Origin of the sequence: Aeromonas sp. QDB54 (genome assembly GCF_027707385.1) — a bacterium.
Classification (GTDB): domain Bacteria; phylum Pseudomonadota; class Gammaproteobacteria; order Enterobacterales; family Aeromonadaceae; genus Aeromonas; species Aeromonas hydrophila.
On record NZ_JAPCIT010000008.1, the window covers coordinates 109531 to 134386 of the forward strand.

21 protein-coding genes and 1 tRNA gene are annotated in these 24856 nt (G+C 63.6%); 8 read left to right on the top strand and 14 right to left on the bottom strand.

Translation table 11 applies throughout. The features are described from left to right. The first annotated feature begins 41 nt into the window (after nt 1-41). Together PG881_RS10095 and PG881_RS10100 are read left to right on the top strand one after the other, a co-directional pair. A complete protein-coding gene (locus PG881_RS10095; RefSeq protein WP_024945575.1) occupies nt 42-752 on the top strand; it encodes an MOSC domain-containing protein in 711 nt (236 codons plus the stop codon). A 147-nt stretch (nt 753-899) separates the two neighbouring features. Beyond that, nucleotides 900-976 (top strand) — tRNA-Pro (locus PG881_RS10100). 429 nt (nt 977-1405) lie between these two features. Here PG881_RS10100 and PG881_RS10105 read toward each other — a convergent pair. Then, nucleotides 1406-1933 carry an AbiTii domain-containing protein gene (locus tag PG881_RS10105; protein WP_011707791.1) on the bottom strand — a complete coding sequence of 176 codons (528 nt, stop codon included), beginning with the start codon at nt 1931-1933 and terminating at the stop codon, nt 1406-1408. Nucleotides 1934-2057: 124 nt separating this feature from the next. Continuing rightward, nucleotides 2058-2522, bottom strand: a complete 465-nt coding sequence (locus PG881_RS10110) for a thioesterase family protein (RefSeq protein WP_029306122.1) — start codon at nt 2520-2522, stop codon at nt 2058-2060. 133 nt (nt 2523-2655) lie between these two features. Between PG881_RS10110 and recQ the strand changes: the two genes are divergently transcribed. After that, complete coding sequence (recQ, locus tag PG881_RS10115) at nt 2656-4491, top strand: ATP-dependent DNA helicase RecQ (protein WP_011707789.1); 1836 nt, start codon at nt 2656-2658, stop codon at nt 4489-4491. 50 nt (nt 4492-4541) lie between these two features. Here recQ and PG881_RS10120 read toward each other — a convergent pair whose 3' ends face one another. Next, a complete protein-coding gene (locus PG881_RS10120; RefSeq protein WP_049045451.1) occupies nt 4542-4841 on the bottom strand; it encodes a c-type cytochrome in 300 nt (99 codons plus the stop codon). A gap of 103 nt (nt 4842-4944) precedes the next feature. On the opposite strand from PG881_RS10120, the gene PG881_RS10125 reads away from it, so the two are divergent. From PG881_RS10125 to PG881_RS10135, 3 genes are all read left to right on the top strand, one after another. Next, nucleotides 4945-6372, top strand: coding sequence for a protein adenylyltransferase SelO (locus PG881_RS10125; RefSeq protein ID WP_270799738.1), 1428 nt, complete (start codon nt 4945-4947; stop codon nt 6370-6372). A gap of 10 nt (nt 6373-6382) precedes the next feature. Then, nucleotides 6383-6670 carry a DUF3630 family protein gene (locus PG881_RS10130; protein ID WP_270799741.1) on the top strand — a complete coding sequence of 96 codons (288 nt, stop codon included), beginning with the start codon at nt 6383-6385 and terminating at the stop codon, nt 6668-6670. Between the two features lie 132 nt (nt 6671-6802). Next, the gene (locus tag PG881_RS10135; RefSeq protein WP_011707785.1) at nt 6803-7477 is read left to right on the top strand and encodes a 7-cyano-7-deazaguanine/7-aminomethyl-7-deazaguanine transporter; all 675 of its coding nucleotides are present in this window, start codon (nt 6803-6805) and stop codon (nt 7475-7477) included. Nucleotides 7478-7747: 270 nt separating this feature from the next. Here PG881_RS10135 and rraA read toward each other — a convergent pair whose 3' ends face one another. Further along, complete coding sequence (rraA, locus tag PG881_RS10140; protein WP_005306574.1) at nt 7748-8233, bottom strand: ribonuclease E activity regulator RraA; 486 nt, start codon at nt 8231-8233, stop codon at nt 7748-7750. A gap of 146 nt (nt 8234-8379) precedes the next feature. On the opposite strand from rraA, the gene PG881_RS10145 reads away from it, so the two are divergent. Next, nucleotides 8380-10233 (top strand): methyl-accepting chemotaxis protein, encoded by a 1854-nt coding sequence (locus PG881_RS10145; RefSeq protein ID WP_017409750.1) that lies wholly within the window; start codon nt 8380-8382, stop codon nt 10231-10233. Nucleotides 10234-10290: 57 nt separating this feature from the next. Here PG881_RS10145 and mgtE read toward each other — a convergent pair whose 3' ends face one another. The 6 genes from mgtE to PG881_RS10180 form a co-directional block, all read right to left on the bottom strand. Next, nucleotides 10291-11715 (bottom strand): magnesium transporter, encoded by a 1425-nt coding sequence (mgtE, locus tag PG881_RS10150; RefSeq protein WP_039213006.1) that lies wholly within the window; start codon nt 11713-11715, stop codon nt 10291-10293. Between the two features lie 132 nt (nt 11716-11847). Then, nucleotides 11848-13254, bottom strand: coding sequence for a siroheme synthase CysG (gene cysG / locus PG881_RS10155; protein WP_270799746.1), 1407 nt, complete (start codon nt 13252-13254; stop codon nt 11848-11850). A gap of 12 nt (nt 13255-13266) precedes the next feature. Further along, nucleotides 13267-14079: a nitrite transporter NirC gene (nirC, locus tag PG881_RS10160; protein ID WP_106551519.1), complete on the bottom strand. Its 813-nt coding sequence runs from the start codon at nt 14077-14079 to the stop codon at nt 13267-13269. Between the two features lie 51 nt (nt 14080-14130). Next, the gene (nirD, locus tag PG881_RS10165; RefSeq protein WP_017787078.1) at nt 14131-14448 is read right to left on the bottom strand and encodes a nitrite reductase small subunit NirD; all 318 of its coding nucleotides are present in this window, start codon (nt 14446-14448) and stop codon (nt 14131-14133) included. A gap of 106 nt (nt 14449-14554) precedes the next feature. Further along, nucleotides 14555-17101: a nitrite reductase large subunit NirB gene (gene nirB, locus PG881_RS10175; protein ID WP_270799753.1), complete on the bottom strand. Its 2547-nt coding sequence runs from the start codon at nt 17099-17101 to the stop codon at nt 14555-14557. Nucleotides 17102-17388: 287 nt separating this feature from the next. Then, nucleotides 17389-18300: a LysR family transcriptional regulator gene (locus PG881_RS10180; RefSeq protein WP_270799755.1), complete on the bottom strand. Its 912-nt coding sequence runs from the start codon at nt 18298-18300 to the stop codon at nt 17389-17391. A gap of 167 nt (nt 18301-18467) precedes the next feature. Here PG881_RS10180 and PG881_RS10185 point away from each other — a divergent pair, with 167 nt between their 5' ends. Further along, nucleotides 18468-19892 (top strand): MFS transporter, encoded by a 1425-nt coding sequence (locus PG881_RS10185; protein WP_270799757.1) that lies wholly within the window; start codon nt 18468-18470, stop codon nt 19890-19892. Between the two features lie 92 nt (nt 19893-19984). Here the strand turns inward: PG881_RS10185 and hslU are convergent, their stop codons facing one another. From hslU to argS, 4 genes are all read right to left on the bottom strand, one after another. Further along, the gene (gene hslU, locus PG881_RS10190) at nt 19985-21313 is read right to left on the bottom strand and encodes an HslU--HslV peptidase ATPase subunit (protein WP_024945162.1); all 1329 of its coding nucleotides are present in this window, start codon (nt 21311-21313) and stop codon (nt 19985-19987) included. Nucleotides 21314-21405: 92 nt separating this feature from the next. Then, the gene (gene hslV, locus PG881_RS10195; protein WP_005306539.1) at nt 21406-21939 is read right to left on the bottom strand and encodes an ATP-dependent protease subunit HslV; all 534 of its coding nucleotides are present in this window, start codon (nt 21937-21939) and stop codon (nt 21406-21408) included. A gap of 187 nt (nt 21940-22126) precedes the next feature. Then, on the bottom strand, nt 22127-22966 hold the full coding sequence (locus PG881_RS10200) for an SPOR domain-containing protein (RefSeq protein ID WP_011707775.1): 840 nt from the start codon (nt 22964-22966) through the stop codon (nt 22127-22129). A gap of 3 nt (nt 22967-22969) precedes the next feature. Then, on the bottom strand, nt 22970-24715 hold the full coding sequence (argS, locus tag PG881_RS10205; protein ID WP_270799762.1) for an arginine--tRNA ligase: 1746 nt from the start codon (nt 24713-24715) through the stop codon (nt 22970-22972). Between the last annotated feature and the right edge of the window lie 141 nt (nt 24716-24856).

Consider the following 24856-nt stretch of genomic DNA (forward strand, 5'->3'; position numbering starts at 1 on the left):
GTGCTAAGATCCGCATTCTCTCGTCAATCCGGAGGATGAGAATGCGGATCTCCATCTTTAGCGGCCAGGGTACCGAACTGGTTCCCGGCCTTGTCAGCGCCATCCACAAACAAGCCACCTCCATACCGCTCTGGTGCGGTGCCAATGGTCTGGCTGGCGACGAACAGTGCGACCAGCGCCACCATGGCGGCCCGGATCGGGCGCTGCACTACTATCCCGCCGATCACTACCCCTGGTGGCACAACTGGCAGACGGCGCTGGGCCTGCCGACCCCGCGTACCCCCTGGCAACCGGCCGCCTTCGGCGAGAACCTCTCCGGGGTCGGGCTGACCGAGGAGCAGGCCTGTATCGGCGATGTCTATCGTCTCGGCGAGGCGCTGATCCAGATAAGCCAGCCCAGATCCCCCTGCTTCAAGCTCAACCAGCGTTTCGGCTATGGCCAGATGTCGCAGGTGATGCAGCTCAGCGGCCGCTGTGGCTGGCTGCTGCGGGTGCTGGAGGAGGGGATGGTGATGCCGCAGGAGCGATTGGAGCTGGTGGACAGGCCCTACCCTGAACTCACGGTAAAGCGCACCGCCGACATCCTGTTCAACCAGCTGCGCAACGAGGCTGACCTGCTGTTGCTGCTGGAAAATCCGGCTCTTTCGCCCAACTGGCGCAAGCATGCGGCAGACTGGCTGGAGCATGGTGTAGTCGCTGACTGGCGTCGGCGCTTGCTCGGCCCGGCCGAATTCCAGCTCGCTTCGTCATAAGCGTTGCCAGGCCATTTTTTGGCCGCTGACGGCTCAAGATGGATGGAACTGACGAATAGTTGAGCGAACAGGCATTTTTTTGCTTCCAAACGTAAAAAAGGCTTGTGTCGAGTCGGGGCTTTCGGTAAATTACCGTCCCGCAGACATCGGTGTGTAGCGCAGCTTGGTAGCGCACTTCGTTCGGGACGAAGGGGTCGGAGGTTCGAATCCTCTCACACCGACCACATTAGAAAAGGCCGCTCAATAGAGCGGCCTTTTCGCATTTGGCGTTCGCGCAAGTGGAGGGCGATATTCAGGCTGGCGGCTTGCTAGGGTAACTGCAATGCTCCTCTGCTCCTCTGCTCCTCTGCTCCTCTGCTCCTCTGCTCCTCTGCTCCTCTGCTCCTCTGCTCCTCTGCTCCTCTGCTCCTCTGCTCCTCTGCTCCTCTGCTCCTCTGCTCCTCTGCTCCTCTGCTCCTCTGCTCCTCTGCTCCTCTGCTCCTCTGTTCCTCTGTTCCATCCATCTCGTCAGTTCCGTTGCCCGGCGCTGGGCAATAAAAGGGCCACCGCTCGGTGGCCCAGGGTGGAGTCTGATCCTGACTCCGGCACTCTAGATTGTGGCAATCTCTGATTGGGTTCTGTCTATGGTGCCCTCCTTGCGCGCCAGGCGCCTGTTAGATATGCCAGTGCTGATGCCGCAATGCCTTGAAGCCGTGCTGAGGTTGCAAGGCCGCGTGCTTGGGGTACTCACTAATGAAATGTTCGATTCCCTCCATCAGTTGTTCACGTAATGAAGACACGGGCTCATGCCAGGCTTGCAGGCATAGATGGCCGGGGATCAGCTGCTCCTGATAATCTTCCAGCAGCTGTTCTGGCCAGGGCTCAATACCGGAATTGCGTTGCAGCAAATAGTGGGCGGCGGGTTCACGGGCATAGATGAACTGAATTTGGGCCAGATCGCGTTGGCTTAGCGTTTGACTGTTGATATGACAGGTCAGGTATTTTCCCGTCTTCAGGTCCAAGAAGTGACCGCGTTGCCGACAGGCTATGATGCGATACCAGGGCAGGGGCGAACAGAGAGAGTATCCCTCAAGCTCCTGTTCCAGCCAGTGGCGACACTCGGGTGTCTGCACCTCGTCGAGCATGGACTCGAGCTGCCTCAACAAGGCTCTGGATGGTTTGGTGGCCAGTTTCGCACTCATCGCCTGCAATCCTCCCTCTGCACACAATCCCGACTTTCAGTATGAACCCGGTGGCGGCAGAGGGGGTAAGGTTTCTAATGATTAAAATCAGATTAGCAGCGTGGTTTTTATGCAATAGGCTGGCTCAGCCCACCAGGTAGGTGCCGGTGCCGAAGGCGATATGAGTCCCTTCTTCGTTGTGCAGTTCCATGCGGGCAACCGCGACCTTGCTGCCGGCCCGGATGATGTGGGCGGTGGCGATGAACTCGTTGCCGCGCCCCGGTCGCAGGTAGTCGACCCGCAGATCGATGGTGCCAAGGCGGGAGAAGCGCTCCTTGAGATAGCTGGGGGAGAAGTCTTCCAGCTCGTCGATGCAGGAGGCGGCGACTATCATGCCGCCGGCCACATCGAGCAGGCTGGCGGTGACGCCGCCGTGCAGGATGTTGTGGAAGGGGTTGCCGATCAGCTTCTCCTCCATCTTGATGCGCAGCTCTACCTTGTCGAAGTCGTAGTGCGTCACCTGCATGCCGATCAGCTTGTTGAACGGCATCCTCTCGGCGAACAGGTTGGCAATGCCACTGAGCGCCATCTTCTTGAGCATCTGTTTCATTCCTTGAGTCCGATCCCTGGCAGTACGACCGAGTAAAAACTCCAGCCAGTCTGCAACACTTCCTTAACAGTCGCAATGGCAGGTTTATTGTGGGCGGCGGCTGCTTTAGAATGGCGACCCCAAAGGAGAGCCCATGACCGCCATTGCCGAAACCCTGCCTGACCCCCAGCCAGAGAATCCGCTTGCCCTGCTGCAGGCGGTGTTCGGCTATCAGCAATTCCGGCCGGGCCAGCTCGAAATCATCGAGCAGATCGTGGCGGGGCGTGATGCGCTGGTGCTCAAGCCGACCGGTGGCGGCAAGTCGCTCTGCTACCAGATCCCGGCGCTGTTGCGTCCTGGGCTCGGGGTGGTGGTTTCTCCCCTCATTTCGCTGATGAAGGATCAGGTGGACAGCCTGCGCGCCAACGGCGTGGCGGCGGTCTACATCAATTCGGCCCTCAGCCGGGAGGAGATGATCCAGAACTTTGCCGCCATGCGGCGCGGCGAGATAAAAATCGTCTATGTCTCCCCCGAACGCCTGCTGCAGCACGAGTTCATGGATCGGCTGGCGGAGCTGCCGCTCGGCCTGTTTGCCATCGACGAGGCGCACTGCGTCTCCCAGTGGGGACACGATTTTCGACCGGAATACGCGGCGCTGGGCCGGCTCAAGCAGTGGTTCCCGCAGGTGCCCGTGGTGGCGCTCACCGCCACCGCCGACGAGGCGACCCGCAGCGACATGCTGCATCGGCTGGAACTCCACGACCCCTTTATCCATACCGCCAGCTTCGATCGGCCCAATATCCGCTACAGCCTGGTGGAGAAGTTCAAGGCGGCGGAGCAGCTGCTGCGCTATGTGCAGAGCCAGAAGGGCAACTGCGGCATCGTCTACTGCTCCAGCCGCAATCGGGTGGAAGAGGTGGCCGAGCGGCTCTCCCGCCACGGCTGCAAGGCGGCGCCCTATCACGCCGGCCTGCCGCTCGAGCTGCGCCAGCGCACTCAGGAGTCCTTCCTCAAGGACGACATCGAGATAGTGGTGGCGACGGTGGCGTTCGGCATGGGCATCGACAAGCCCAATGTGCGCTTCGTGGTGCACTACGACATCCCCAAGAACATCGAATCCTACTATCAGGAGACCGGCCGGGCCGGCCGCGACGGCACCCCGGCCGAGGCGCTGCTGCTGTACGATCCAGCCGACATCGGCCGGGTGCGCCGGCTGCTCGACAACATCGAAAACCCCCAGCAGTTGCAGGTGGAGCAGTACAAGCTCAACGTGATGGCGGCCTTCGCCGAGGCTCAGACCTGCCGCCGGCAGGTGCTGCTCAACTACTTCGGCGAGTACAACGACAAGCCGTGCGGCAACTGTGACATCTGCCTCGACCCGCCCCAGAGCTACGACGGCACCGAAGATGCCCAGAAGGCGCTCTCCTGCGTCTGGCGGGTGGGGCAGAATTTCGGGGTGGGTTATGTGGTGGAGGTGCTGCGCGGGTCGCTGAACCAGCGCATCAAGGACCACGGCCACGACAAGCTGTCGACCTACGGCATCGGCAAGGATCAGAGCCACGAGTACTGGATGAGCGTCATCCGCCAGCTGATCCACAAGGGGCTGCTGACCCAGAACATCACCCGCAACCTGGTGCTGCAACTGACCGAGGCGGCCCGCCCTGTGCTGCGCGGCGAGGTGAAGCTGGATCTGGCGGTGCCGCGCCTGCAGCCCATCTCCAGCCGCAAGGAGAAGCGCAACGGCCTGCTCGACAACGCCAACTACGACAAGCGGCTGTTCAAGGAGTTGCGCGCCCTGCGCAAGCAGATCGCCGAGGATGAAGAGGTGCCGCCCTACGTGGTGTTCAACGACGCCACCCTGGTCGAGATGGCGCAGTTGATGCCGATGACCGAGGCGGAAATGCTGGCGGTCAACGGCGTGGGTCACCGCAAGCTGGAACGCTTCGGCGAAGCCTTTATGGACCTGATCATCGACTACTGCCGTCGGTAAAATGTTGGCGAAGTTGCACCGGGCGGCGCTCGTCTGCCGGGCGCGCCAGCTTATTTGAGGCTGGCGTAATAGGCCGCCAGGTTCTCCATGTCCGCATCGGTGAGCGGCGCCATGAAGGGTACCATCAAAGGCTCCTTGCGGCTGCCATCCTTGAAGGCCTTCAGCTGTTTCACCAGATAGGCGGCGTTTTGTCCCGCCAGATGGGGATAGTTGGGAATAAGAGCCTTGCCTTCAACCCCGTGACAGGCGGCGCAAACGGCGGCCTTGGCCTTGCCTGCCTCGACATCGGCCGCCTGGGCCGGCCCCCACAACAACAGCAACAGGGGCAGGGCGCCCAACCATCTTTGCATCTTCTTCTCCTTGAAATGAAATAGCGCATCGTCCGTTAGCCAGTGCTGGCCGACGGCGGTATAAAGAGTGACACGAGCATACGCAGGGACGAATCGCACCACCATGAAGCTGATCAACACTTTTGCCACCGAACTGCCCTGGGCCTGCGAGCCCGTCGCGCCCCAGCCACTGTATGCTCCCGGCCTGCTGCACCTCAACCGTGCGCTGCTCGGCGAGCTGGGGCTGGGGGCGGTGAGCGAGGCCGACTGGCTGGCCTGCTGTGGCCATGGGCAGCCCTTGCCGGGTATGCAGCCGGTAGCCCAGGTCTATGCGGGCCACCAGTTCGGCGGCTACAGCCCGCGTCTTGGCGATGGCCGTGCCCTGTTGCTGGGAGAGCAGCAGGCGCCGGATGGCAGCCGCTGGGACCTGCACCTGAAAGGGGCGGGCAAGACCCCCTTCTCCCGTTTCGGCGACGGCCGCGCCGTGCTCCGCTCCAGCATTCGCGAGTACCTCGCCTCCGAGGCACTGCATGCCCTCGGCATCCCCACCACCCGGGCTCTGGTGCTGGTGGGCAGTCAGGAGCCGGTCTACCGCGAACAGGTGGAGACAGGTGCGACCGTGCTGCGTACAGCCCCGAGTCATCTGCGCTTCGGCCATGTCGAGTATTTCGCCTGGAGCGGGCAGGGGGAGCGGATCCCGACCCTTATCGACTATCTGCTGCGCCACCATTTCCCCGAGCTGGCCGATGGTGCCGAGCTGTTTGCCGAAGTGGTGCGCCGCACCGCGCGGCTCATCGCCAAGTGGCAGGCGGCAGGCTTCTGCCATGGTGTGATGAACACCGACAACATGTCGCTGCTCGGGCTGACCCTGGATTACGGCCCCTACGGTTTCATCGATGCCTATGTGCCGGACTTTGTCTGCAACCACTCGGATCCGGGCGGCCGCTATGCGCTGGATCAGCAGCCGGCGGTCGGTTACTGGAACCTGCAAAAGCTGGCGCAGGCGCTGGCCGACCACGTCGATGGGGACGCGCTGGCTGCGGCCCTGGCCCAGTACGAACACCAGTTGATGCTGCACTACTCGGAACTGATGCGCGCCAAACTGGGGCTGGCGGTGTGGGAAGACGACGATCCGGCGCTGTTTCGCGAGTTGTTCCGGCTGCTGGCGGCGCACGGGGTGGATTACCACCTGTTCCTGCGCCGTCTCGGTGAAGTGACGCGAGAGGGAGCGTGGCCCGCCAGCCTGCTGGCCCTGCTGCCGGATCCTGCCGCCTGGCAAGGGTGGCTTGAGGCCTATCGGGCGCGCCTGGCCCGGGAAGGGAGCGAGGATGGTGTGCGCAAGGGGCTGATGGATGCGGTCAACCCCAAGTATGTGCTGCGCAACGCGCTGGCCCAGCGGGTGATCGAGGCCGCCGAACAGGGCGACATGGCACCGTTCGAGCGACTGTTTTCGGCCCTGCAGCACCCCTATGATGAGCAACCCGAATACGAGGATCTCGCTACTCCACAACCAGCATGGTATTGCGGTGGCGAGCTCTCTTGCAGCAGTTGAGGAGCCGCAGATGAACTGGCATATCGCGCAGATAGACAGAGACGCCGGGGTGGTGATGCTGGTGAACCCCGCGCTCGACTGGGACAGCTTTCCGACCCTGGCCGAGGCTCTGTTGCAGGAGTGGGAGCTGGTGGTGCTCGAGCGGGAGTGCGGCGCCGATCGTCACAGCTGGTTGCTGGAGTTTGAGGGGAGCCGCTTTCGGCTCGAATACGAACACTACAGCGGCTGCTGGCTGGCGGTGGAGCAGCCGGCCGATGCCGAGGTGCTGCTCTGGCTGGCCCGTCAGCATCAGGGCTGAGCAGGCGCCGCAGCCTCAAGCAACCGCATAAAGATTGAACTATCAGTGTGGGGGCGTATAATCTCGCCCCTCAATTATCGCCAATGGTGGCGGTATGGGTTCCCTAACCCCATTAACCAAAAAGGTCACAATATGAATCTGACCCCTGCTCAGCACCAGACGGCGCTGGTGCGCCTCTCGTTGTTCCACATCCTGATCATTGCCAGCAGCAACTACCTGGTGCAGCTGCCGATCACCATCTTCGGCTTCCACACTACCTGGGGTGCCTTCAGTTTCCCGTTCATCTTTCTGGCCACCGACCTGACGGTGCGGATCTTTGGTGCCGGTCTGGCGCGCAAGATCATCCAGACCGTGATGCTGCCGGCGCTGGCCATCTCCTATGCCCTGTCGGTGCTGTTCTTCGAGGGCAGCTTCCAGGGCGTCGGCAACCTGGCCGAATTCAATCTGTTCGTGGCGCGCATCGCTCTGGCCAGCTTTATGGCCTATCTGGTGGGCCAGTTCATGGACGTGGTGGTGTTCAACCGGCTGCGGCTGCTCAAGGCATGGTGGGTGGCACCGGCTGCCTCCACCCTGTTCGGCAATCTGGTGGACACCATCGCTTTCTTCACCATCGCCTTCTGGCGCAGCACGGATCCCTTCATGGCCGAGCACTGGGTCGAGATTGCTACCGTGGACTACGTATTCAAGCTGCTGATAAGCCTGGGATTGTTTGTGCCGCTCTACGGCGTGCTGCTGCGTTATCTCAGCCGCAAGCTGGTGGGCGAGGCCGGATTGGCCGGCCTGCAAACGGCCACACGGCAAGCCTGACGAGATTGACCACCCCCATGGGTGGTCAATTTTTTTGCATTTTTGGCAAATAAGAGTTGCCAAGTTAAATGAGAATGATTATTGTTACCTTGTTTTCCGGGAAAGACTTCATTCGTTCCAACGTGATGGACTTCTTGTGAAGGCACGACATTGCTCACATTGCTTCCAGTTAAGGGGCCAGTTTTTACTGGCCCTCTTTTTTTGCGTGTTTTCGGCCAGCGACGGGCATAAAAAATGGGAGCCTTGGCTCCCATTTTCACTCTGCTCTGCTTACTCGATGTCGAGTGCATCGGGGGAGAGGATCACCCCTGTGGTATCGGCGTAGAGGTGGTCGTCCGGCAGGAAGGTGACGCCGCCGAAGTTGACCGGCAGATCGGTCTCGCCCACGTCCTTGCTGTCGGCTCCCACCGGAATGGCTGCCAGCGCCTGAATGCCGATATCCAGATCTTCCAGAATGTCGACCTCGCGCACGCAGCCGTAGCAGACGATCCCTTCCCACTCGTTCTCGGCCGCCGTGGTGGCGATCTCGCTGTCGATCAGGGCGCGGCGCATGGAGCCACCGCCGTCGATCAGCAACACCCGACCGACGCCGTTCTCTTTGACGAGTTCACGGATCAGGCCGTTTGATTCGAAGCATTTTACTGTGGTGATGACGCCGCCGAAAGAGGCGCGGCCGCCGAAGGAGCAGAGCATGGGTTCGAGCACATCCACCATGTCCTGATAGATGTCGCACAGTTCTGAAGTGTTGTATTCCATTGTGTCAAATCCACCGCTGGAAACAGGTGGGATCCAGTATAAGGAGTGGGACCGGCATTTCAATGAATATTCCTTGAACAACAACGGGGATAACGTTTTCCGCATAAGCTCAATGCAGTCCATCCCGTGCTTGTGAGAGGTTCATCGTGCTGATCCGTCATAAATTGATCCTGAATACCGCGCTGGTCGCCGTTGCCATGCTGGTATTGAGCGGCCTGTTTCTCTACTCCAACCAGGTGAGTCGCCATCTGACCGAGGCCCAGCGCAACGTGGACGGGCTCGAGATCGCCATGCTCAACCTGCGACGGGCCGAGAAGGATTTCCTGATCCGCAAGGATCCGGCCTTCGTGACCCGCTTCAACGAGGTGCTGGCCAATTTTCACCAGCTCAACCAGACCCTGGGTCAGGATGACAACCTCAGCGCCGTGCAGGGCGAGCTGACCCGGCTGGATCAGCAGATGGGGGCCTATGGCAAGGCCTTCAACGATCTGGTGGCCCAGCAGCAAATCATCGGGCTGGGGCCGGAAGACGGCCTCTACGGGCGTTTGAGAACCGCGGTGCATCAGGTGGAAGAGGGGCTCAAGCAGCTGGATGAACAGGGGCTGCTCATCACCATGTTGCAGCTGCGGCGGGCGGAGAAAGACTTCATGCTGCGCTCCGACATCCAGTATCTGGAGCGCTTCCAGACTCTGCACAAGGATTTCCAGCAGCGACTGGCAACCTTGCCGGAGGCTGATCGCGGCAAGCTGGAGCAGGCCAGCGAGCAGTACCGGCAGGACTTCGTCGCGCTGGTGCAGGGCATGCAAGTGCTGGGACTGAGTGAAGATGAGGGGCTGCGCAATGAGATGCGGGGCCTGGTGCATCAGACCGAGCAGGGCTTTACCGCCGTCGGCAAGCACATCGCCGACGAGCTGGTGCGGCAGACTTCGCGCCTCAATACCCTGATGCTGGTTTGCGGCGGCATCATCATAGTGCTGATTGGCATCATGAGCATGCTGCTGGGGCGCAGCATCGACCGCCCCATCTCGCGGGTGAACGACACCGTCAACCGCATCCGGCAAGACAACGACCTGCGTCTCAAGATAGAGCTGCAGGGGGCGGACGAGATGGCCCAGCTGGCAGGCAATCTGGATGTGATGCTGGGGGGCTTTCGCCACCTCATCGGCGACGTGAAGCAGAGCGTGCACACCCTGACCGAGGCGGCGGATCACCTCTCCGGCAACGTCCGTCGTACCAGCGAGGGGGCCGCTCGCCAGCTGCAGGAGACCGACATGGTGGCGACCGCCTCCACCGAGATGGGCTCCACCATAGAGGAGATTGCCCGCAACACCGAGCAGGCCGCCAACAATGCCCAGACCACCAACAACAAGGCGATGGAGGGACGCAGTGCGGTGGAGAACACCGTCAGCCAGATCCGCTCCCTGGCCGACAATCTGGAGAACTCCTCCCGCGAAGTGGCCCAGCTGCAGCAGGAGAGCGAAACCATCGGCTCTGTGCTGGACGTGATCCGCGGCATCGCCGAGCAGACCAACCTGCTGGCTCTCAACGCGGCCATCGAGGCGGCGCGGGCGGGGGATCAGGGGCGCGGCTTTGCGGTGGTGGCGGACGAGGTGCGTAGCCTCGCCATCCGCACCCAGAAGTCGACCCAGGAGATCGCCGGTATCATCAGCTCGCTGCAGAAGCAGACCGGCAACATAGTGGGCATGATGGCGACCTGCCGCGAGCAGGGCAACAGCAGCTCGGAGCAGGCCAGCATGGCGGGCGAACTGCTGGAGCAGATCACCCAGGACGTCACCCACATCATGGACATGAGCACCCAGATTGCCGCCGCCATCGAGCAGCAGAGCCTGGTGGCCAATGAGGTGAACCGCAACGTCAACAACATCCGCGACATCGCCCAGGAGTCGAGCCTGATGGCGGAGGAGAACGCCAAGTCGAGCCACGGCCTGACCGAGCAGGCCAAGCTGCTCAACCAGGCGGTGGCCAAATACCGGGTGTAGCGGCCGCGCCAAATGAACAAGGGAGCCATAAAGGCTCCCTTTTTATTGCTAAGCGGATTAAAGCAGGAACAGGGTGGCCAGCCCCAGGAAGATGAAGAAGCCGCCGGTGTCGGTGATGGCGGTGATCATCACGCTGGCCCCCACCGCCGGATCGCGGCCCAGCCGGCTCATGGTCATGGGGATGATGACCCCCATCAGCGCCGCCACCAGCAGGTTGAGCATCATGGCGAGCGTCATGACGGCACCCAGTGCCGCATCCTGATAGAGGATGTAGGTGGCCACCCCCATGGTGCCGCCCCACACCAGGCCGTTGATCAGGGCCACCCCCAGCTCGCGCCACAGCAGGAAGGAGACGTTGCCGGTCTGGATATGCTGCAGCGCCAGCGCCCGCACTATCATGGTGATGGTCTGGTTGCCGGTGTTGCCGCCGATGCCGGCGACGATGGGCATCAGCGCGGCCAGCGCCACCAGCTGGGAGATGGTGTGCTCGAACAGACCGATCACCCGCGATGCCACGAAGGCGGTGCAGAGGTTGATGGCGAGCCAGGCCCAGCGGGTCTTGACCGCCTTGGAGACGGGCGCGAACACGTCCTCCTCTTCACTGATCCCCCCCATCCGGCGCAGGTCGGTGTCACTCTCCTCATAGACCAGATCCACCACCTCGGCGACGGTGAGCCGGCCCATCAGCTTGCCACGGCCGTCGATGACGGCGGCGGAGACCAGGTCGTCCCGCTCGAAGGTGCGGGCGGCGGCCTCATCGTTGTCTTCCGGATCGAAGGTGACCGGATCCTTCTCCATCACGTCGCGCACCAGGGTCTCGGGTCTGTGCAGCAGCACAGTGGTGAGCGGCAGCTCCCCCTGCAGCCGGTTGCGCCGGTCGGTGACGAACAGCTTGTCGGTGTTGGCGGGGATCTTGCCGCGCAGGCGCAGGTAGCGCTGCACCGTGGCCAGGCTCACCTCGGCCCGTACCGTGATGAGCTCGAAGTCCATCATGGCGCCGACCGTGTGCTTGCCGTAGCGGATCACCTCCCGCACCCGGTCGCGCTGGGCCGGGGCCATGGAGGTGAGCAGCCGCCCCATCAGGTTGCGGGGCAGGTATTGGCCCAGATAGATCTGATCGTCGATGTCGAGGGTGCGCAGGGCGTGCAGCAGCTCCTTGTCGCTCATGCCGCTGATCAGGCTGTCCCACACCGTCTCCGACGCCTCGACCAGGATCTGGCCGTGCTTCTCCTCGTCCACCTGCTGCCACAGCACGTGACGCTCGTCCGGCGGCAGGGATTCCAGCGCATCGGCGATATCGGCGGCGGGCAGGCTGTTGACCAGCCGGGTGAGCTCGCTGGTCTGATCCCGCAGGGTGGCGTCCTGCACCCCTTGCGGGTCGAGCAGGCTGTCGGTGAGGGCATCATCGGCCAGCAGCAGGGTGAGAATGCGCGATCTGTCTTGTTCACGCTGTTTGGCGCTGTTCTTGGCGGGGAGGGACATGAAGCAGAATTCCTGAATTCGGTGGTCCGGCTGACACACCCCATAGGATACCAGACTCAAAACAAGAGGTTATGACAGTAAATGCAGAAAAAGGAACGCCACCCGAGGGTGGCGTTGGAATGGATGCCGCGATCAGGCCGAGGCCAGGGCCGCGTCAGCGGCGCATCCTTGCCCGAACCAGGCAAGCTGATCCGCCAGGGTCACCACAGATCCCACCATGATGAGGGCCGGACTCTCGACCCCCACCGCCAGTTCGGGCAACTGATCGAGGGTGCCGCGAATGACCCGCTGGCTTGGCTGGGTGCCGCGCTCGATCAGCGCTACCGGGGTGTCACCCGCCTTGCCGTGGGTCAGCAGCTGCTCGCGGATGGTGGCGCAGGAGGAGAGCCCCATGTAGAACACCAGGGTCTGTTTGTCTTTGGCCAGCAGCGGCCAGTCGAGATCCTGGGGGCCCCCTTTGCCGTGGGCGGTGACGAAGCGCACGCTCTGGGCGTGATCGCGGTGGGTCAGCGGAATGCCGGCGTAGGCGGCGCAGCCGCTGGCCGCCGTGATCCCCGGCACCACCTGAAAGCCGATGCCGCTGCCCACCAGCGTCTCCAGCTCCTCGCCGCCACGGCCGAAGATGAAGGGGTCGCCTCCCTTCAGCCGCACCACCCGCTGCCCCTTCTTCGCTTCGTCCAGCAACAGCTGGTTGATCCCCTCCTGCGGCACGCAGTGATTGCCCGCCTGCTTGCCGACGAAGATGCGCTTGGCATCGCGGCGCACCAGCGCCATCACCTCGTCGGAGACCAGCCGGTCATAGACCACCACGTCCGCCTGCTGCATCTGGCGCAGGGCGTGCAGGGTGAGCAGGCCCGGATCGCCGGGGCCGGCCCCCACCAGTACCACCTCGCCACCGGTCTGGCTTTCGTCGGCAAACAGGCTGTCGGCCAGCTGATTGGCAGAGGCGCTATCGCCCCGTGCCAGTGCCTGCCCGAGCCGATCCGCCCCGAGCAGCCGTTCCCAGAAGCGGCGCCGCTCGCCCATGCTGGCGAAGCGGGCCTTGACCCGATCCCGCAGGCTGCCGGCGAAGGCCGCGACGGCGCCCAGATGTTGCGGCAGCATGGCTTCGAGTTTTTCCCGCAGTAAGCGGGCCAGCACCGGGGCCTTGCCGCCGGAGGAGATGGCCACCATCAGCGGCGAGCGGTCGATGATCGACGGCATGATGAAGCTGGAGCGTTTCGGGTCATCCACCACGTTGGCGAAGATCCGCGCCTGATTGGCGCTCTGGTATACCAGGGCGTTCACCTCGCGCCGATCGGTGGCGGCCACCACCAGCCACTTGCCCGTCAGTTGCTGCGGCGCGAATTCACCGGCCAGCCACTCGATGCTGCCGTTGGCAGCCAGTTCCGCCAGCTCGGGGTCGAGCTCGGGCGCGACCACGGTGAGCTGGGCACCGGCATCCAGCAGCAGACGCGCCTTGCGCTCCGCTACCTCGCCGCCGCCGACCAGCAGCACGGGTTTGTTGTCGAGTCGGCAAAAGATGGGCAAGTAGTCCATGGGGCCTCCTGATCAGGCGGTTTGGGTCTGGCTGGCAGTGGTGGTGGTCTCGCTCACCGCGACCGGGCGCTCAGCCTTGGGGGTGGCATACCAGTAGCCGAGGCCCATGAAGAGGGCGCCGGAGACGGTGTTGCCCAGGGTCACCCACAGCAGGTTGTGGCCGATGCCACCCAGGGTGTAGGCCTCGGAATGGGCACCGAACCAGGAGAGGGCGAACAGGGTCATGTTGGCGACCGAGTGCTCGTAGCCGGAGGCGATGAAGGCCAGCAGGCACCACCAGATGGCGATGAACTTGGCGGCACCCTCGGTGCGCAGCGCCATCCAGATGGCGAGGCAGACCAGCCAGTTGCACAGCACGCCCTTCATGAACAGGGTCAGCGCCGGTGCCTGGGTCTTGGCCAGCGCCACCTTGTGCGCCAGGCTGCCCGCGTCCGGCAGCAGGCTGCCGCCGTAGGAGTAGATCAGCGCCACCGCGATGGAGCCGAGCAGGTTGCCAGCCCAGGTCTGCGGTAGGATGCGCAGCAGGTCGGCCATGGCGATCTTGCCGGTCTTCACCCCGAAGGTGAGGAACATGGTGTGGCCGGTGAACAGCTCGGAGCCGGCGATGATGACCAGGGTCAGGGCGATGCCGAAGGTGGCCCCCATCACCAGCGGACGGATGCTCGGATCCACCAGATTGCCGAGGGTGAAGATGAGGATGATGCCAAGGCCAACATAGGCCCCCGCCATGGCGGAGCTGAGCCAGAAGCCGAGCTTGTCGCTGCGCTCGAAGCGATTGATGCGGGCCGCGTTGGCGGCGCACTTGTTGATGGTTTCGGTATACATCTTTGTTTCCTTCAAGAGGGCCGCCCGCGGGTAGCCCTGATATGCATGGTGTTAGACGGCAACCCAGACCTGCTGGTCGCGTACTTCAACGGGATAGCTTTGCACCGACATGGCGGCGTTCTCGAGGCAGTGGCCGTCGCGCAGACGGAAGTGCTGCTTCTTGAGCGGGCTGGCGACCCAGAGCTCACCCTCGTGTTCGCCTACGATGCCGCGCGACAGCACGTTGGCGGCGAAGAAGGGATCCCGGTTGTCGATGGCGAACACCTCGGCCGCCGCGCTCGGGCGGAACAGGGCGATCTGGCGACCCTCAATGAGTGCGCAGACACCGGTTCCCGGCAGGATGTCGTTGAGTTGGCAGGCTAATTTCATGATTGAACCTCCACATCGAGCGAAACAGGCATATTCTGACGCCCCTCGAGCAGAGCGCAGACGCCGGTGCCAGGCAGGATGTCGTTGAGTTGGCAGGCTAATTTCATCATTTGGTCTCCACCTCGATCTGGTAGACGGGGATGCGCTCGGCCGGGGTGGCCGGTCGGTGCTGGTCGCGTTCGCTGACGAACTGAACGTCCGGATCGCGCTTGTCGCTGTTGATGAAGTGGCTGAAACGCTTGAGCGCTTCCTCTTCGTTGAGGGTGCGCGACCATTCGCACTCGTAGCTGTCGATGAGGGTCTGGATATCGCGCTCCAGGGTGTCGGCCAGCCCCAGCTTGTCGTTGACGATCACCTCGCGCAGGTAGTCGACGCCCCCTTCCAGATTGCCGAGCCAGACCGAAGTGCGCTGCAGTTTGTCGGCGCTGGTGACGTAGAACATCATAAAGCGGTCTATCAACCGGACTAACGTCTCGCGGTCGAGATCGGAGGCCAGCAGATCGGCGTGACGCGGCTTCATGCCGCCGTTGCCGCCTACATAGAGGTTCCAGCCCGCGTCGGTGGCGATGATGCCGACGTCCTTGCCCTGAGCTTCCGCGCATTCGCGGGTACAGCCGGAGACGCCGAACTTCATCTTGTGGGGGGTGCGAATACCCTTGTAGCGGTTCTCGAGGAAGACCCCGAGGCCGACGCTGTCCTGCACGCCGAAGCGGCACCAGGTGCTGCCGACGCAGGTCTTGGCCATGCGCAGCGCCTTGGCGTAGGCCTGACCGGTCTCGAAACCGGCCGCCAGCAGCTTGCGCCAGATGGCGGGCAGATCATCCTTCTGGGCCCCGAACAGGCCGATGCGCTGGGCGCCGGTGATCTTGGTGTAGAGCTTGTAGTCGCGGGCCACTTCGGCCACCGCCAGCAGCCCTTCCGGGGTCACTTCGCCGCCGGCCATGCGCGGGATGACGGAGTAGCTGCCGTCCTTTTGCATGTTGCCGAGGAAGATGTCGTTGGTGTCCTGCAGCTGGGTGTTGAGCGGGCTCAGCACATAGTCGTTCCAGCAGGAGGCCAGGATGGAGCCGACGGTCGGTTTGCACACCTCGCAGCCATGGCCGTGACCGTGCTTGGCCAGCAGCTCGTCGAAGCTCTTGATCCCTTCCACCTTGACCAGGTGGAACAGCTCCTGACGGGAGTAGGGGAAGTGGCCACAGAGGTGGTTGTTGACCTCGATGCCCTGCTTCACCAGCTCGGCGTTGAGCACCTGGCTGATGAGCGGCACGCAGCCGCCACAGCCGGTGCCGGCCTTGGTGTGCTGCTTGATGGCGGCCAGGGTGGTGTGACCCTCGGCCACCGCCTTGGCGATGTCACCCTTGGAGACGTCGAAGCAGGAGCAGATCTGGGCGCTTTCCGGCAGGGCATCCACCCCCAGGGTCGGTTTGGCACCGGCGTAGGCGGGCAGGATCAGGGTGTCCGGGTGGCTCGGCAGCGGCAGGGCGTTGAGCATCATCTGCAGCAGGTTGCCGTAATCTTCCACGTCACCCACCAGCACGGCACCGAGCAGGCGGCTGTTGTCTTCGCTCACCACGATCTTCTTGTAGACGCCGGCCTGGTCATCCTGGAACACATAGCTGTGGCTGCCCGGGGTGCGGCCGTGGGCATCACCGATGGAGCCGACGGAGACGCCGAGCAGCTTGAGCTTGGCGCTCATGTCCGCCCCCTCGAAACGGCTGTCGCCGCCGAGCAGATGGTCGACGGTGATCTGGGCCATCTTGTATCCCGGCGCCACCAGCCCGAAGAAGCGGCCCTGCCAGGCGGCGCACTCGCCGATGGCGTAGATGTCGGGGTCGGAGGTGAGGCAGTGATCGTCGATCAGCACGCCGCCACGGTCGGCAATGGCCAGTTCACAGTAACGGCCCAGGGTGTCCTGCGGGCGGATGCCGGTGGAGAAGACCACCACGTCTACTTCCAGCTGGCTACCGTCGGCGAAGGCGAGGCGGTGCTGGGCGTCGCGGCCGCCGTGCATCAGGATCTCGCTGGTGCTCTTGCTGGTGTGCACCTGCACGCCCATGGATTCAATCTTGCGGCGCAGCAGTTGGCCACCCTGACCATCGAGCTGCTCGGCCATCAGTACCGGCGCAAACTCCACCACGTGGGTCTCGAGGCCCAGTGCCTTGAGGGCACCGGCGGCTTCGAGGCCAAGCAGACCACCCCCGATCACCACCCCGCTCTTGCCGCTCTTGGCGGCGCTGCGAATGGCTTTCAGATCCTCGATGGTGCGATAGACGAAGCACTCATGGTGCTGACTGCCCTGGATGGGCGGCACCCAGGGGTAGGAGCCGGTGGCCAGCACCAGCTTGTCGTACTCGACCACGGTGCCCTTGTTTGAGTGCACTTCGCGGTTGGCCCTGTCGATTTTTTTCACCGCTTCGCCGAGCAGCAGGCGGATGCCGTGCTTGTCGTAGAAGCCGGGTTTGACGAGGGAGAGATCTTCGCTGGTGTGATGGGAGAAGTAGGAGGAGAGATGGACGCGATCGTAGGCGGGACGGGGTTCTGCACCGAAGACGGTGATCTCGTAGCGGCCCGGGTCGGCTCGCTCGATCAGCTCTTCGATGAAGCGGTGCCCCACCATGCCGTTGCCCACAACGACCAGTCTGACTTTGCTCATAGTTGCCTCAAGTTTGGAGTAATAAAACATCATTCTGAGGCTAGGCTACCCAGTCGGCAGGGGCAGACGATTGATGCAAATCAAGTGTCTATTTATATATCCCCTCAGGGGTAATTCCTGATAATTCAAAGCTATACAGAAATGGGTATACCAGTAGTGCAATTGGTGGCGGAATGCGGATCGGGACCACAGCAGCAGGGGCGGCCTGGCTGACCACGTAAAGCAATGCCCGTACCGCCAAAAGACGTGAAAGATTCCTTCATTGGCAGTTTGGCAAGACGAGGGGCCTACGGCAGGGGGTGGTAGGGGCGCTGGGCGCAGATGTCGCGGATGAGGGTGCGCAGCCAGCGGTGGGCCGGATCCGCGTCCAGCCGGGGATGCCAGAGCAGGGCGACCCGGATCCCGGGCAGGGTGAAGGGCAGGGGCCGTGCAACCAGATCGCCCAGCAGGGCGGCGCAGTGATGCTCCGGCACCGTAGCCACCAGATCGCTGCCGCGCACCAGTGCCAGCGCGGTGGCAAAGCCGGGGACCAGAGTGGCGACGGTGCGGGTCAACCCCAGCTTGGTCAGCGCCTCATCGACCGGGCTGTGGGGCTGGCCGCGGCGGGACACCAGCACGTGACGCGCCTCGGCATAGCGGCTGGCGGTCAGCGGGCCGTCGCACAGTGGATGACCCGGGCGCAGCACGGCGACGAAGTGGTCCTGAAACAGCGCCTGGGTACGCAACTCGGGTGCCGTGGTGGCGCTGATGACCCCGGTCTCGAAATCCAGCTCGCCGCTGCGCAGGGGGCCGCTCTCCTTGTCGGGTTTGGCCAGAAAGTGCAGCCGCACCCCCGGCGCCTCGGCGGCGAGCCGGCTCAGCAGGGCGGCGCCGAACAGTTCCACCAGCCCCTCGCTGGCGCGCAGGGTGAAGGTGCGCTCCAGCCGCGCCGGGTCGACCTCCAGCCGGGGGCGCAGCACCTCCTCGGCCTCCTGCACCAGCCGGCCGACCTGCTCGCGCAGCAGCAACGCCCTGGGAGTGGGTACCAGGCCGCGGCCAGCCCGCACCAGCAGCGGGTCGCCGGTGGTCTCCCGCAGCCTGGCCAGGGCCCGGCTCATGGCGGAGAGGCTCAAGCCCAGTCGTCTGGCCGCGCCCGCCACGCTGCCTTCGTCCAGCAGGGCATCCAGGGTGATCAGCAGGTTGAGGTCGGGAGTGCTCATGTGCATGCCTTCATCGAGGTGGGAGCAAGGTGCCTGCTTCATCATACCCGAGAACGGGCCCCCTCATATGGCGTCTGGTGCATTGATAAATTGCAACGGGTGCGTCTTCCGCCTGTTCACCGGCCCCACTAGCCTTGTCGTCATCACCCCTTTGTGGAGCCCGGATCATGTCATCCTTCACCCGCGTTTTAACTCCCGCTGCACGCCGCCTCGGTCTGCTGGCGCTTGGTCTCGCCACCCTGTTGCCCATGCTGGCTGGGAGCATGGCCAGCATGCTGCTGCCGGCACTGGGCGCGGACTTTGCCGTTCCCTTCGCCAGCTTGCAGTGGGTGCTGGTGGCCTATCTGCTGGGGCTCACCTGCCTGACGGTGGTGGCGGGCCGGCTGGGGGACAGGTTCGGCCGGCGCCGCCTGCTGCTCTGGGGCATGGGGCTGTTTGTGCTGGCCAGCCTGCTCTGCGCGCAGGCCTCGACCATCGGCTGGCTGCTTGCAGCCCGGGTGCTGCAGGGGGGAGGAGCGGCCTGCATGCTGGTGCTGTCGCTGGCCATGGTGGGCCAGCTGGTGTCGCCGGCCCGGCGTGGCCGGGGCATGGGGCTGCTCGGTACCCTCTCGGCCTGCGGCACGGCCCTCGGCCCCTCGTTTGGCGGTCTGCTGCTGGATGTTGCCGGCTGGCAGCCGGCCTTTCTCGCGCTGCTGCCGATCGGCCTGCTGGCGCTGGTCTGTGGCCTGTTCGGTCTGCCTCGGGATGCGGCGTGTACAGAGGGAGAGAGGCTCAATCTGGCGAGTCTGTCGCTCTTGCTGGTGGCGCTGCTCTGCTACGGGCTGGCCCTCACCTCGACGGGGGCGCTGGCCCTCTGGCTGGGGGGCGGGGCGCTGCTGGCCACCGCCTGGCTGGTGCGCAGCGAGCTGGGCGCTGCCGCCCCCCTGTTGCCGCTGGCGCTGCTGGGTACCCGTCGGCTGCGCGGTGGTCTGGCGGCCAGTGCACTGGTGGCCGGCATCATGGTGCTGACCCTGCTGATCGGCCCCTTCTATTTGCAGGGGACATTCGGGCTCGACCCGCTCACCAGTGGCTTGCTCATCTCGGGCGGGCCCCTGCTGGCGGCGCTGACCGGGCTGCCCGCCGGCTGGCTGGTGGACAGGGTCGGCGCCATCACAGTGGTGCGGCTGGGATTGCTGCTGATGAGCGCCGCCGCGGCCTTGCTGGCGGTGCTCAGCCCAGCCCTTGGCCCGCTCGGCTATCTGCTGCCGATCCTGTTGCTGACCGCCGGCTACGCCCTGTTTCAGACCGCCAACAACAGCGCCGTGATGGGTGGCAGCGGCGGACAGGCCCGCGGGGCTGTGGCCGGGTTGCTGACCCTGGCGCGCAATCTGGGTCAGCTGACGGGGGCGGCCGGGCTCGGCGCCCTGTTTGCCAGCCTGGCGGGAGGGGGCGATCCTGCCGTCGCCAGTGCCAGCGAGCTGCACTTCGCCATGCAGGCCAGTTTCGCCCTGAGCGGCGTGTTGCTGCTGGCCGCGCTCTGGCTGGCGGGAAGAGACCAGTGCCGTACGCCGGACGGCACGATCCGGGCAGGCTGCGAGTCGGGAGGTGGCTGAAAACAAAGACGCCTCCACAGGGGAGGCGTCTTGTGATGAGATTGAGCGGTTCGCTTACAGGATATTAAATCGCTCAGCTCCTCGTTCTCGATTTACAGGATAAAGCGGCTCAGATCCTCGTCTTCAATCAGCTTGCCGAGGTGAGCGTTGACGTAGTCGGTATCGATGACGAAGGTCTCGCCGGACTTCTCGGAGGCGTCGTAGGAGATGTCTTCCATCAGGCGCTCCATCACTGTGTGCAGGCGGCGGGCGCCGATGTTCTCGGTGCGCTCGTTGACCTGCCAGGCCGCTTCGGCCAGACGGCGGATGCCATCCTTGGTGAACTCGATCTTGACCCCTTCGGTAGCCATCAGCGCCTGGTACTGATCGGTCAGCGAGGCGTTCGGCTCGGTCAGGATCCGCTCGAAGTCATCGGTGGTCAGCGCGGTCAGCTCGACCCGGATCGGCAGGCGGCCCTGCAGCTCGGGGATGAGGTCAGACGGCTTGGCGATCTGGAAGGCGCCGGAGGCGACAAACAGGATGTGGTCGGTCTTGACCATGCCGTGCTTGGTGTTGACGGTGCAGCCTTCAACCAGCGGCAGCAGGTCGCGCTGTACCCCTTCACGGGATACATCGGGGCCCGAGCTCTCGCCACGCTTGCAGATCTTGTCGATCTCGTCGAGGAAGACGATGCCGTTGTTCTCGACCGCGGCGATCGCTTTCTGCTTCAGCTCTTCCGGATTGACCAGACGGGCTGCTTCCTCTTCGATCAGCGCCTTCATGGCCTCTTTGACCTTGATCTTGCGCTTCTTCTTCTGGTTCTGGCCCAGGTTCTGGAACAGCCCCTGCAACTGGTTGGCCATCTCTTCCATGCCCGGCGGGGTCATGATTTCGACGCCCATCGGCGAGGCGGAGAGCTCCAGCTCGATCTCCTTGTCATCCAGCTGACCTTCCCGCAGTTTCTTGCGGAAGATCTGGCGGGTGTTGGAGTTGTCGGCTTTCTCTTCCTCGCCCCAGCTGTTGCGCGGGTTGGGCAGCAGGGCGTCGAGGATGCGCTCTTCGGCGGCTTCCTCGGCGCGGTATTTCATCTTCTCCATCTCGGTTTCGCGCACCAGCTTGATGGCGGCATCGGTCAGATCGCGGATGATGCTGTCCACTTCCTTGCCGACATAGCCCACTTCGGTGAACTTGGTTGCTTCCACCTTGATGAAGGGGGCGTTGGCCAGCTTGGCCAGACGACGGGCGATCTCGGTCTTGCCGACACCGGTCGGGCCGATCATCAGGATGTTTTTCGGGGTCACTTCATGGCGCATCTCTTCATCGAGTTGCATCCGGCGCCAGCGGTTGCGCAGGGCGACGGCGACCGCGCGCTTGGCGTCGGCCTGGCCGATGATGTGGCGATCCAGCTCGTGGACGATTTCTCTCGGGGTCATCTCGGACATGATGGCGTTCCTGTATCCGGGGCGGGCAGGGCCCACCCCTTGGAAAATGGGGTTTGGCTGGCGGCCTTATTTGGCGGCCCTATTTCGCCGACTTATTTAGCTGAATAATCCAGCACTTCGATGGTGTGGTTGCCGTTGGTGAACACACAGATGTCGCCCGCAATCTTGAGGGACTTCTCGACGATGCTCTTGGCGTCGAGCTCGGTGTTCTCCAGCAGGGCGATGGCGGCGGACTGGGCAAAGTTGCCGCCGCTGCCGATGGCGATGAGATCGTGCTCCGGCTGCACCACGTCACCGTTGCCGGTGATGATGAAGGATTTGTGCTCGTCGGCGACGGCCAGCAGGGCTTCGAGGCGACGCAGGGCGCGATCGGTGCGCCAGTCCTTGGCCAGCGCCACGGCGGCGCGCTCCAGGTTGCCCTGATGGGCCTGCAGTTTGGCTTCGAAGCGCTCGAGCAGGGTGAAGGCGTCGGCGGTGCCGCCGGCGAAACCAGCCAGTACCTTGCCGTTGTAGAGGCGATGAACCTTGCGGGCGTTGCCCTTCATGACGGTGTTGCCAAGGGAAACCTGGCCATCGCCACCGATGACGACCTGACCGTTGCGGCGAACTGAAACTATGGTAGTCACTTTACTTACCTCGCTTGAGCCGAATGACGGCCTGACTGTGCATGGCAAGAAAGATGGGGATGGCAAACCGGCTTTTCAAGCCTGCGGTGTGGAGCGACCAACGGGGCGGGAGAGGCGCGGTGGCAACTGGCACCAAAAGAAACAGGGCCGGGTGTTGCCACCCGGCCCTGTGGTATGAATGCTGCGATCAGCCCTTCTTGGGGATGCAGCCGCTGATGCCGGAGCCCTGCAGCTTGCGGTTGGCCGCATCGGCCGCCGCCTTGCCGCTGAAGGGACCGACCATCACCTTGTAGACGGCGCCACCGGCTCCGTTGACCACCTGCAGGCTGGAAGATAGCCCGGCGGTGAAGGCGATGCGCGCCTTGAGCGATTCGGCGGAATCCTGCGAGCGCAGCGCGGCGCACTGCATCATGTAGCGTTCGTTGTCGGCCGTCGCGGGCGGGGTCGCCGCCTTGGCCTTGGCGGCTTCGGCTCGTTCCCGCTCCAGTTCGGCACGCAGCTCCCGCTCCATCCGATCCCGTTCGGCCTTGCGGTCGATCACCTGCTCCTGGGCACTGGCCACCGGTGCGCCGGTGGCCGGTTTGGCCGGTTGTACCGGTTGCGGCTTGTAGGGCTGTACCTGACCGATGGGGGTACCCGGCTGGGGAATGTCGGTCGGCACCGGTTGCGGCAGCTTCTCCGGCTGCAGGGTCATGGTTTCCGCCGGCGGTGGTGGCAGCACGCCCGGCTGGGGCGGCGGCTCGGTGATATCGACCTGCTTGTTCTCCAGCCGTTCGATATAGCTCCACTTCTCCTGCGGCAGACCGTTGTTCTGTGCCTTGGGCTTGTTGGCTTTCACCTGCTCTTCGATGGTCGGGGCATCATGACCCTTGCCACTGATGGTGTAGAGGAAGCCGCCGAACCCTGCCAGCAGCGCCCCGGCCAGCAGGGCCGGGATAACAGGAAAGCGGCGAGGTGCCGCTTTCTTGGTGTTGCGACCACCCGCCCGACGTCGCGGGCGGCTGCCGACATAATCCCGGGTCGCCATCTATTACATGCGCTCCAGGGTGTGGATGCCCAGTACGCCCAGACCCAGCTTGAGGACCTTGGCGGTGGCGGCGCACAGCAGCAGACGGCTCTGACGGGTCGCTTCGTCGACGCCATCTTTGTTGATCGGGCAGGCTTCGTAGAAGGTCATGAAGTTGCCGGACAGCTCGTACAGATAGGTACAGAGCAGGTGCGGCATGCCCTTGTCCGCCACGCCGTTGACCGCGTCGGAGAACTGGATCAGCTTCTGGGCCAGCACCTCTTCCGCTTCCTCGCTGAGGATCACATGACCGCTCAGGGTGTCGGCATCGACGCCGGCCTTGCGGAAGATGGACTGGATACGGGTGTAGGCGTACTGCAGGTACGGCGCCGTGTTGCCTTCAAAGGAGAGCATCAGATCCCAGTCGAAGATGTAGTCGGTGGTACGGTTCTTGGAGAGATCCGCATACTTGACCGCGCCCATGGCGATGGCGTGCACCACCTGGGCCTTCTCTTCGGCGGAGAGGTCGCTGTTGCGGCTCTCCAGCAGGGCGCTGGCGCGCTCTTCGGCTTCGTTCAGCAGTTCGACCAGCTTGACGGTACCGCCGGAACGGGTCTTGTAGGGACGGCCGTCCTTGCCCAGCATCATGCCGAAGGCGTGGTGCTCGAGCGGTACGGATTCCGGCACATAGCCCGCCTTGCGGGTGATGGTCCAGGCCTGCATCAGGTGCTGGTGCTGACGGGAGTCGATGAAGTACATCACCCGGTCGGCGCCCAGGGTTTCGTAACGGTATTTGGCACAGGCGATGTCGGTGGTGGTGTAGAGGAAGCCGCCATCGCTCTTCTGGATGATGACGCCCATGGGCTCGCCATCCTTGTTCTTGTACTCGTCCAGGAAGACGACGGTGGCGCCTTCGCTCTCGACCGCCAGGCCGCGCGCTTTCAGATCGGCGACGATCTCCGGCAGCATGTCGTTGTACATGGACTCGCCCATGATGTCCTTGTTGGTCAGGGAGACATTCAGGCGGTCGTAGTTGCGCTGGTTCTGCTCCATGGTCATGTCGACCAGCTTCTTCCACATGGTGCGGCAGTACTCATCGCCGCCCTGCAGCTTGACCACGTAGTTGCGCGCGCGCTCGGCGAAGGCTTCGTCTTCGTCGTAGTGGCGCTTGGCCTGGGTGTAGAAGGCTTCCAGATCGCGCAGCTCCATGTCGGAGGCGTGCTCGTTGGCCATCTTCTCCAGATAGGCGATCAGCATGCCGAACTGGGTACCCCAGTCGCCGATGTGGTTGGCACGCACCACCTTGTGGCCGAGGAACTCCAGCGCGCGGGCGGCCACGTCACCGAGAACGGTGGAACGGATGTGGTGCACCGCCATCTCCTTGGCCACGTTGGGGGCGGAGTAGTCCACCACCACGGTCTGCGGCGCCGGCAGCTTCACGTTGGCGTTGGCAGAGGCGACCATGGCCTCCACCTGGTCGGCCAGCCAGCTCGGGTCGAAGAAGAAGTTGATGAAGCCGGGGCCGGCGATCTCGACCTTGGCGATCAGATCGGAGGCGGGCAGGTGCTCGATGATGGCAGCGGCCAGCTCACGGGGATTCTTGCGGGCCGGTTTGGCCAGCAGCATGGCCAGGTTGGTGGCCAGGTCGCCGTGAGCCTTCTCCTTGCATCGGTCTACTTGCACGCGGGCTTCCAGGTCCGCCGGCAGGACGCCCGCTGACTTCAGATTGGCTACCGTTTGTTCAAGTAGATGATGAATATGCTCTTTCATAACTGACCACCAAGGTTGCGCGTCGAAAAATGACTGATATATAAGGGCGTGAATTTTACCCGCATCGGCCCGAGAAAACTATAGGGACGGCCCGCCGGAGTTGGACGGGCGGATATTTCACTGCATTTGGCACCGTAATCC

What these genes read in the sequence shown, in the direction of transcription:
- PG881_RS10095 (WP_024945575.1), top strand. Translation starts at nt 42, where the DNA reads ATGCGGATCTCCATCTTTAGCGGCCAGGGTACCGAACTGGTTCCCGGC.
- PG881_RS10105 (WP_011707791.1), bottom strand. Translation starts at nt 1,933, where the DNA reads ATGAGTGCGAAACTGGCCACCAAACCATCCAGAGCCTTGTTGAGGCAG.
- PG881_RS10110 (WP_029306122.1), bottom strand. Translation starts at nt 2,522, where the DNA reads ATGAAACAGATGCTCAAGAAGATGGCGCTCAGTGGCATTGCCAACCTG.
- recQ (WP_011707789.1), top strand. Translation starts at nt 2,656, where the DNA reads ATGACCGCCATTGCCGAAACCCTGCCTGACCCCCAGCCAGAGAATCCG.
- PG881_RS10120 (WP_049045451.1), bottom strand. Translation starts at nt 4,841, where the DNA reads ATGCAAAGATGGTTGGGCGCCCTGCCCCTGTTGCTGTTGTTGTGGGGG.
- PG881_RS10125 (WP_270799738.1), top strand. Translation starts at nt 4,945, where the DNA reads ATGAAGCTGATCAACACTTTTGCCACCGAACTGCCCTGGGCCTGCGAG.
- PG881_RS10130 (WP_270799741.1), top strand. Translation starts at nt 6,383, where the DNA reads ATGAACTGGCATATCGCGCAGATAGACAGAGACGCCGGGGTGGTGATG.
- PG881_RS10135 (WP_011707785.1), top strand. Translation starts at nt 6,803, where the DNA reads ATGAATCTGACCCCTGCTCAGCACCAGACGGCGCTGGTGCGCCTCTCG.
- rraA (WP_005306574.1), bottom strand. Translation starts at nt 8,233, where the DNA reads ATGGAATACAACACTTCAGAACTGTGCGACATCTATCAGGACATGGTG.
- mgtE (WP_039213006.1), bottom strand. Translation starts at nt 11,715, where the DNA reads ATGTCCCTCCCCGCCAAGAACAGCGCCAAACAGCGTGAACAAGACAGA.
- cysG (WP_270799746.1), bottom strand. Translation starts at nt 13,254, where the DNA reads ATGGACTACTTGCCCATCTTTTGCCGACTCGACAACAAACCCGTGCTG.
- nirC (WP_106551519.1), bottom strand. Translation starts at nt 14,079, where the DNA reads ATGTATACCGAAACCATCAACAAGTGCGCCGCCAACGCGGCCCGCATC.
- nirD (WP_017787078.1), bottom strand. Translation starts at nt 14,448, where the DNA reads ATGAAATTAGCCTGCCAACTCAACGACATCCTGCCGGGAACCGGTGTC.
- nirB (WP_270799753.1), bottom strand. Translation starts at nt 17,101, where the DNA reads ATGAGCAAAGTCAGACTGGTCGTTGTGGGCAACGGCATGGTGGGGCAC.
- PG881_RS10180 (WP_270799755.1), bottom strand. Translation starts at nt 18,300, where the DNA reads ATGAGCACTCCCGACCTCAACCTGCTGATCACCCTGGATGCCCTGCTG.
- PG881_RS10185 (WP_270799757.1), top strand. Translation starts at nt 18,468, where the DNA reads ATGTCATCCTTCACCCGCGTTTTAACTCCCGCTGCACGCCGCCTCGGT.
- hslU (WP_024945162.1), bottom strand. Translation starts at nt 21,313, where the DNA reads ATGTCCGAGATGACCCCGAGAGAAATCGTCCACGAGCTGGATCGCCAC.
- PG881_RS10200 (WP_011707775.1), bottom strand. Translation starts at nt 22,966, where the DNA reads ATGGCGACCCGGGATTATGTCGGCAGCCGCCCGCGACGTCGGGCGGGT.
- argS (WP_270799762.1), bottom strand. Translation starts at nt 24,715, where the DNA reads ATGAAAGAGCATATTCATCATCTACTTGAACAAACGGTAGCCAATCTG.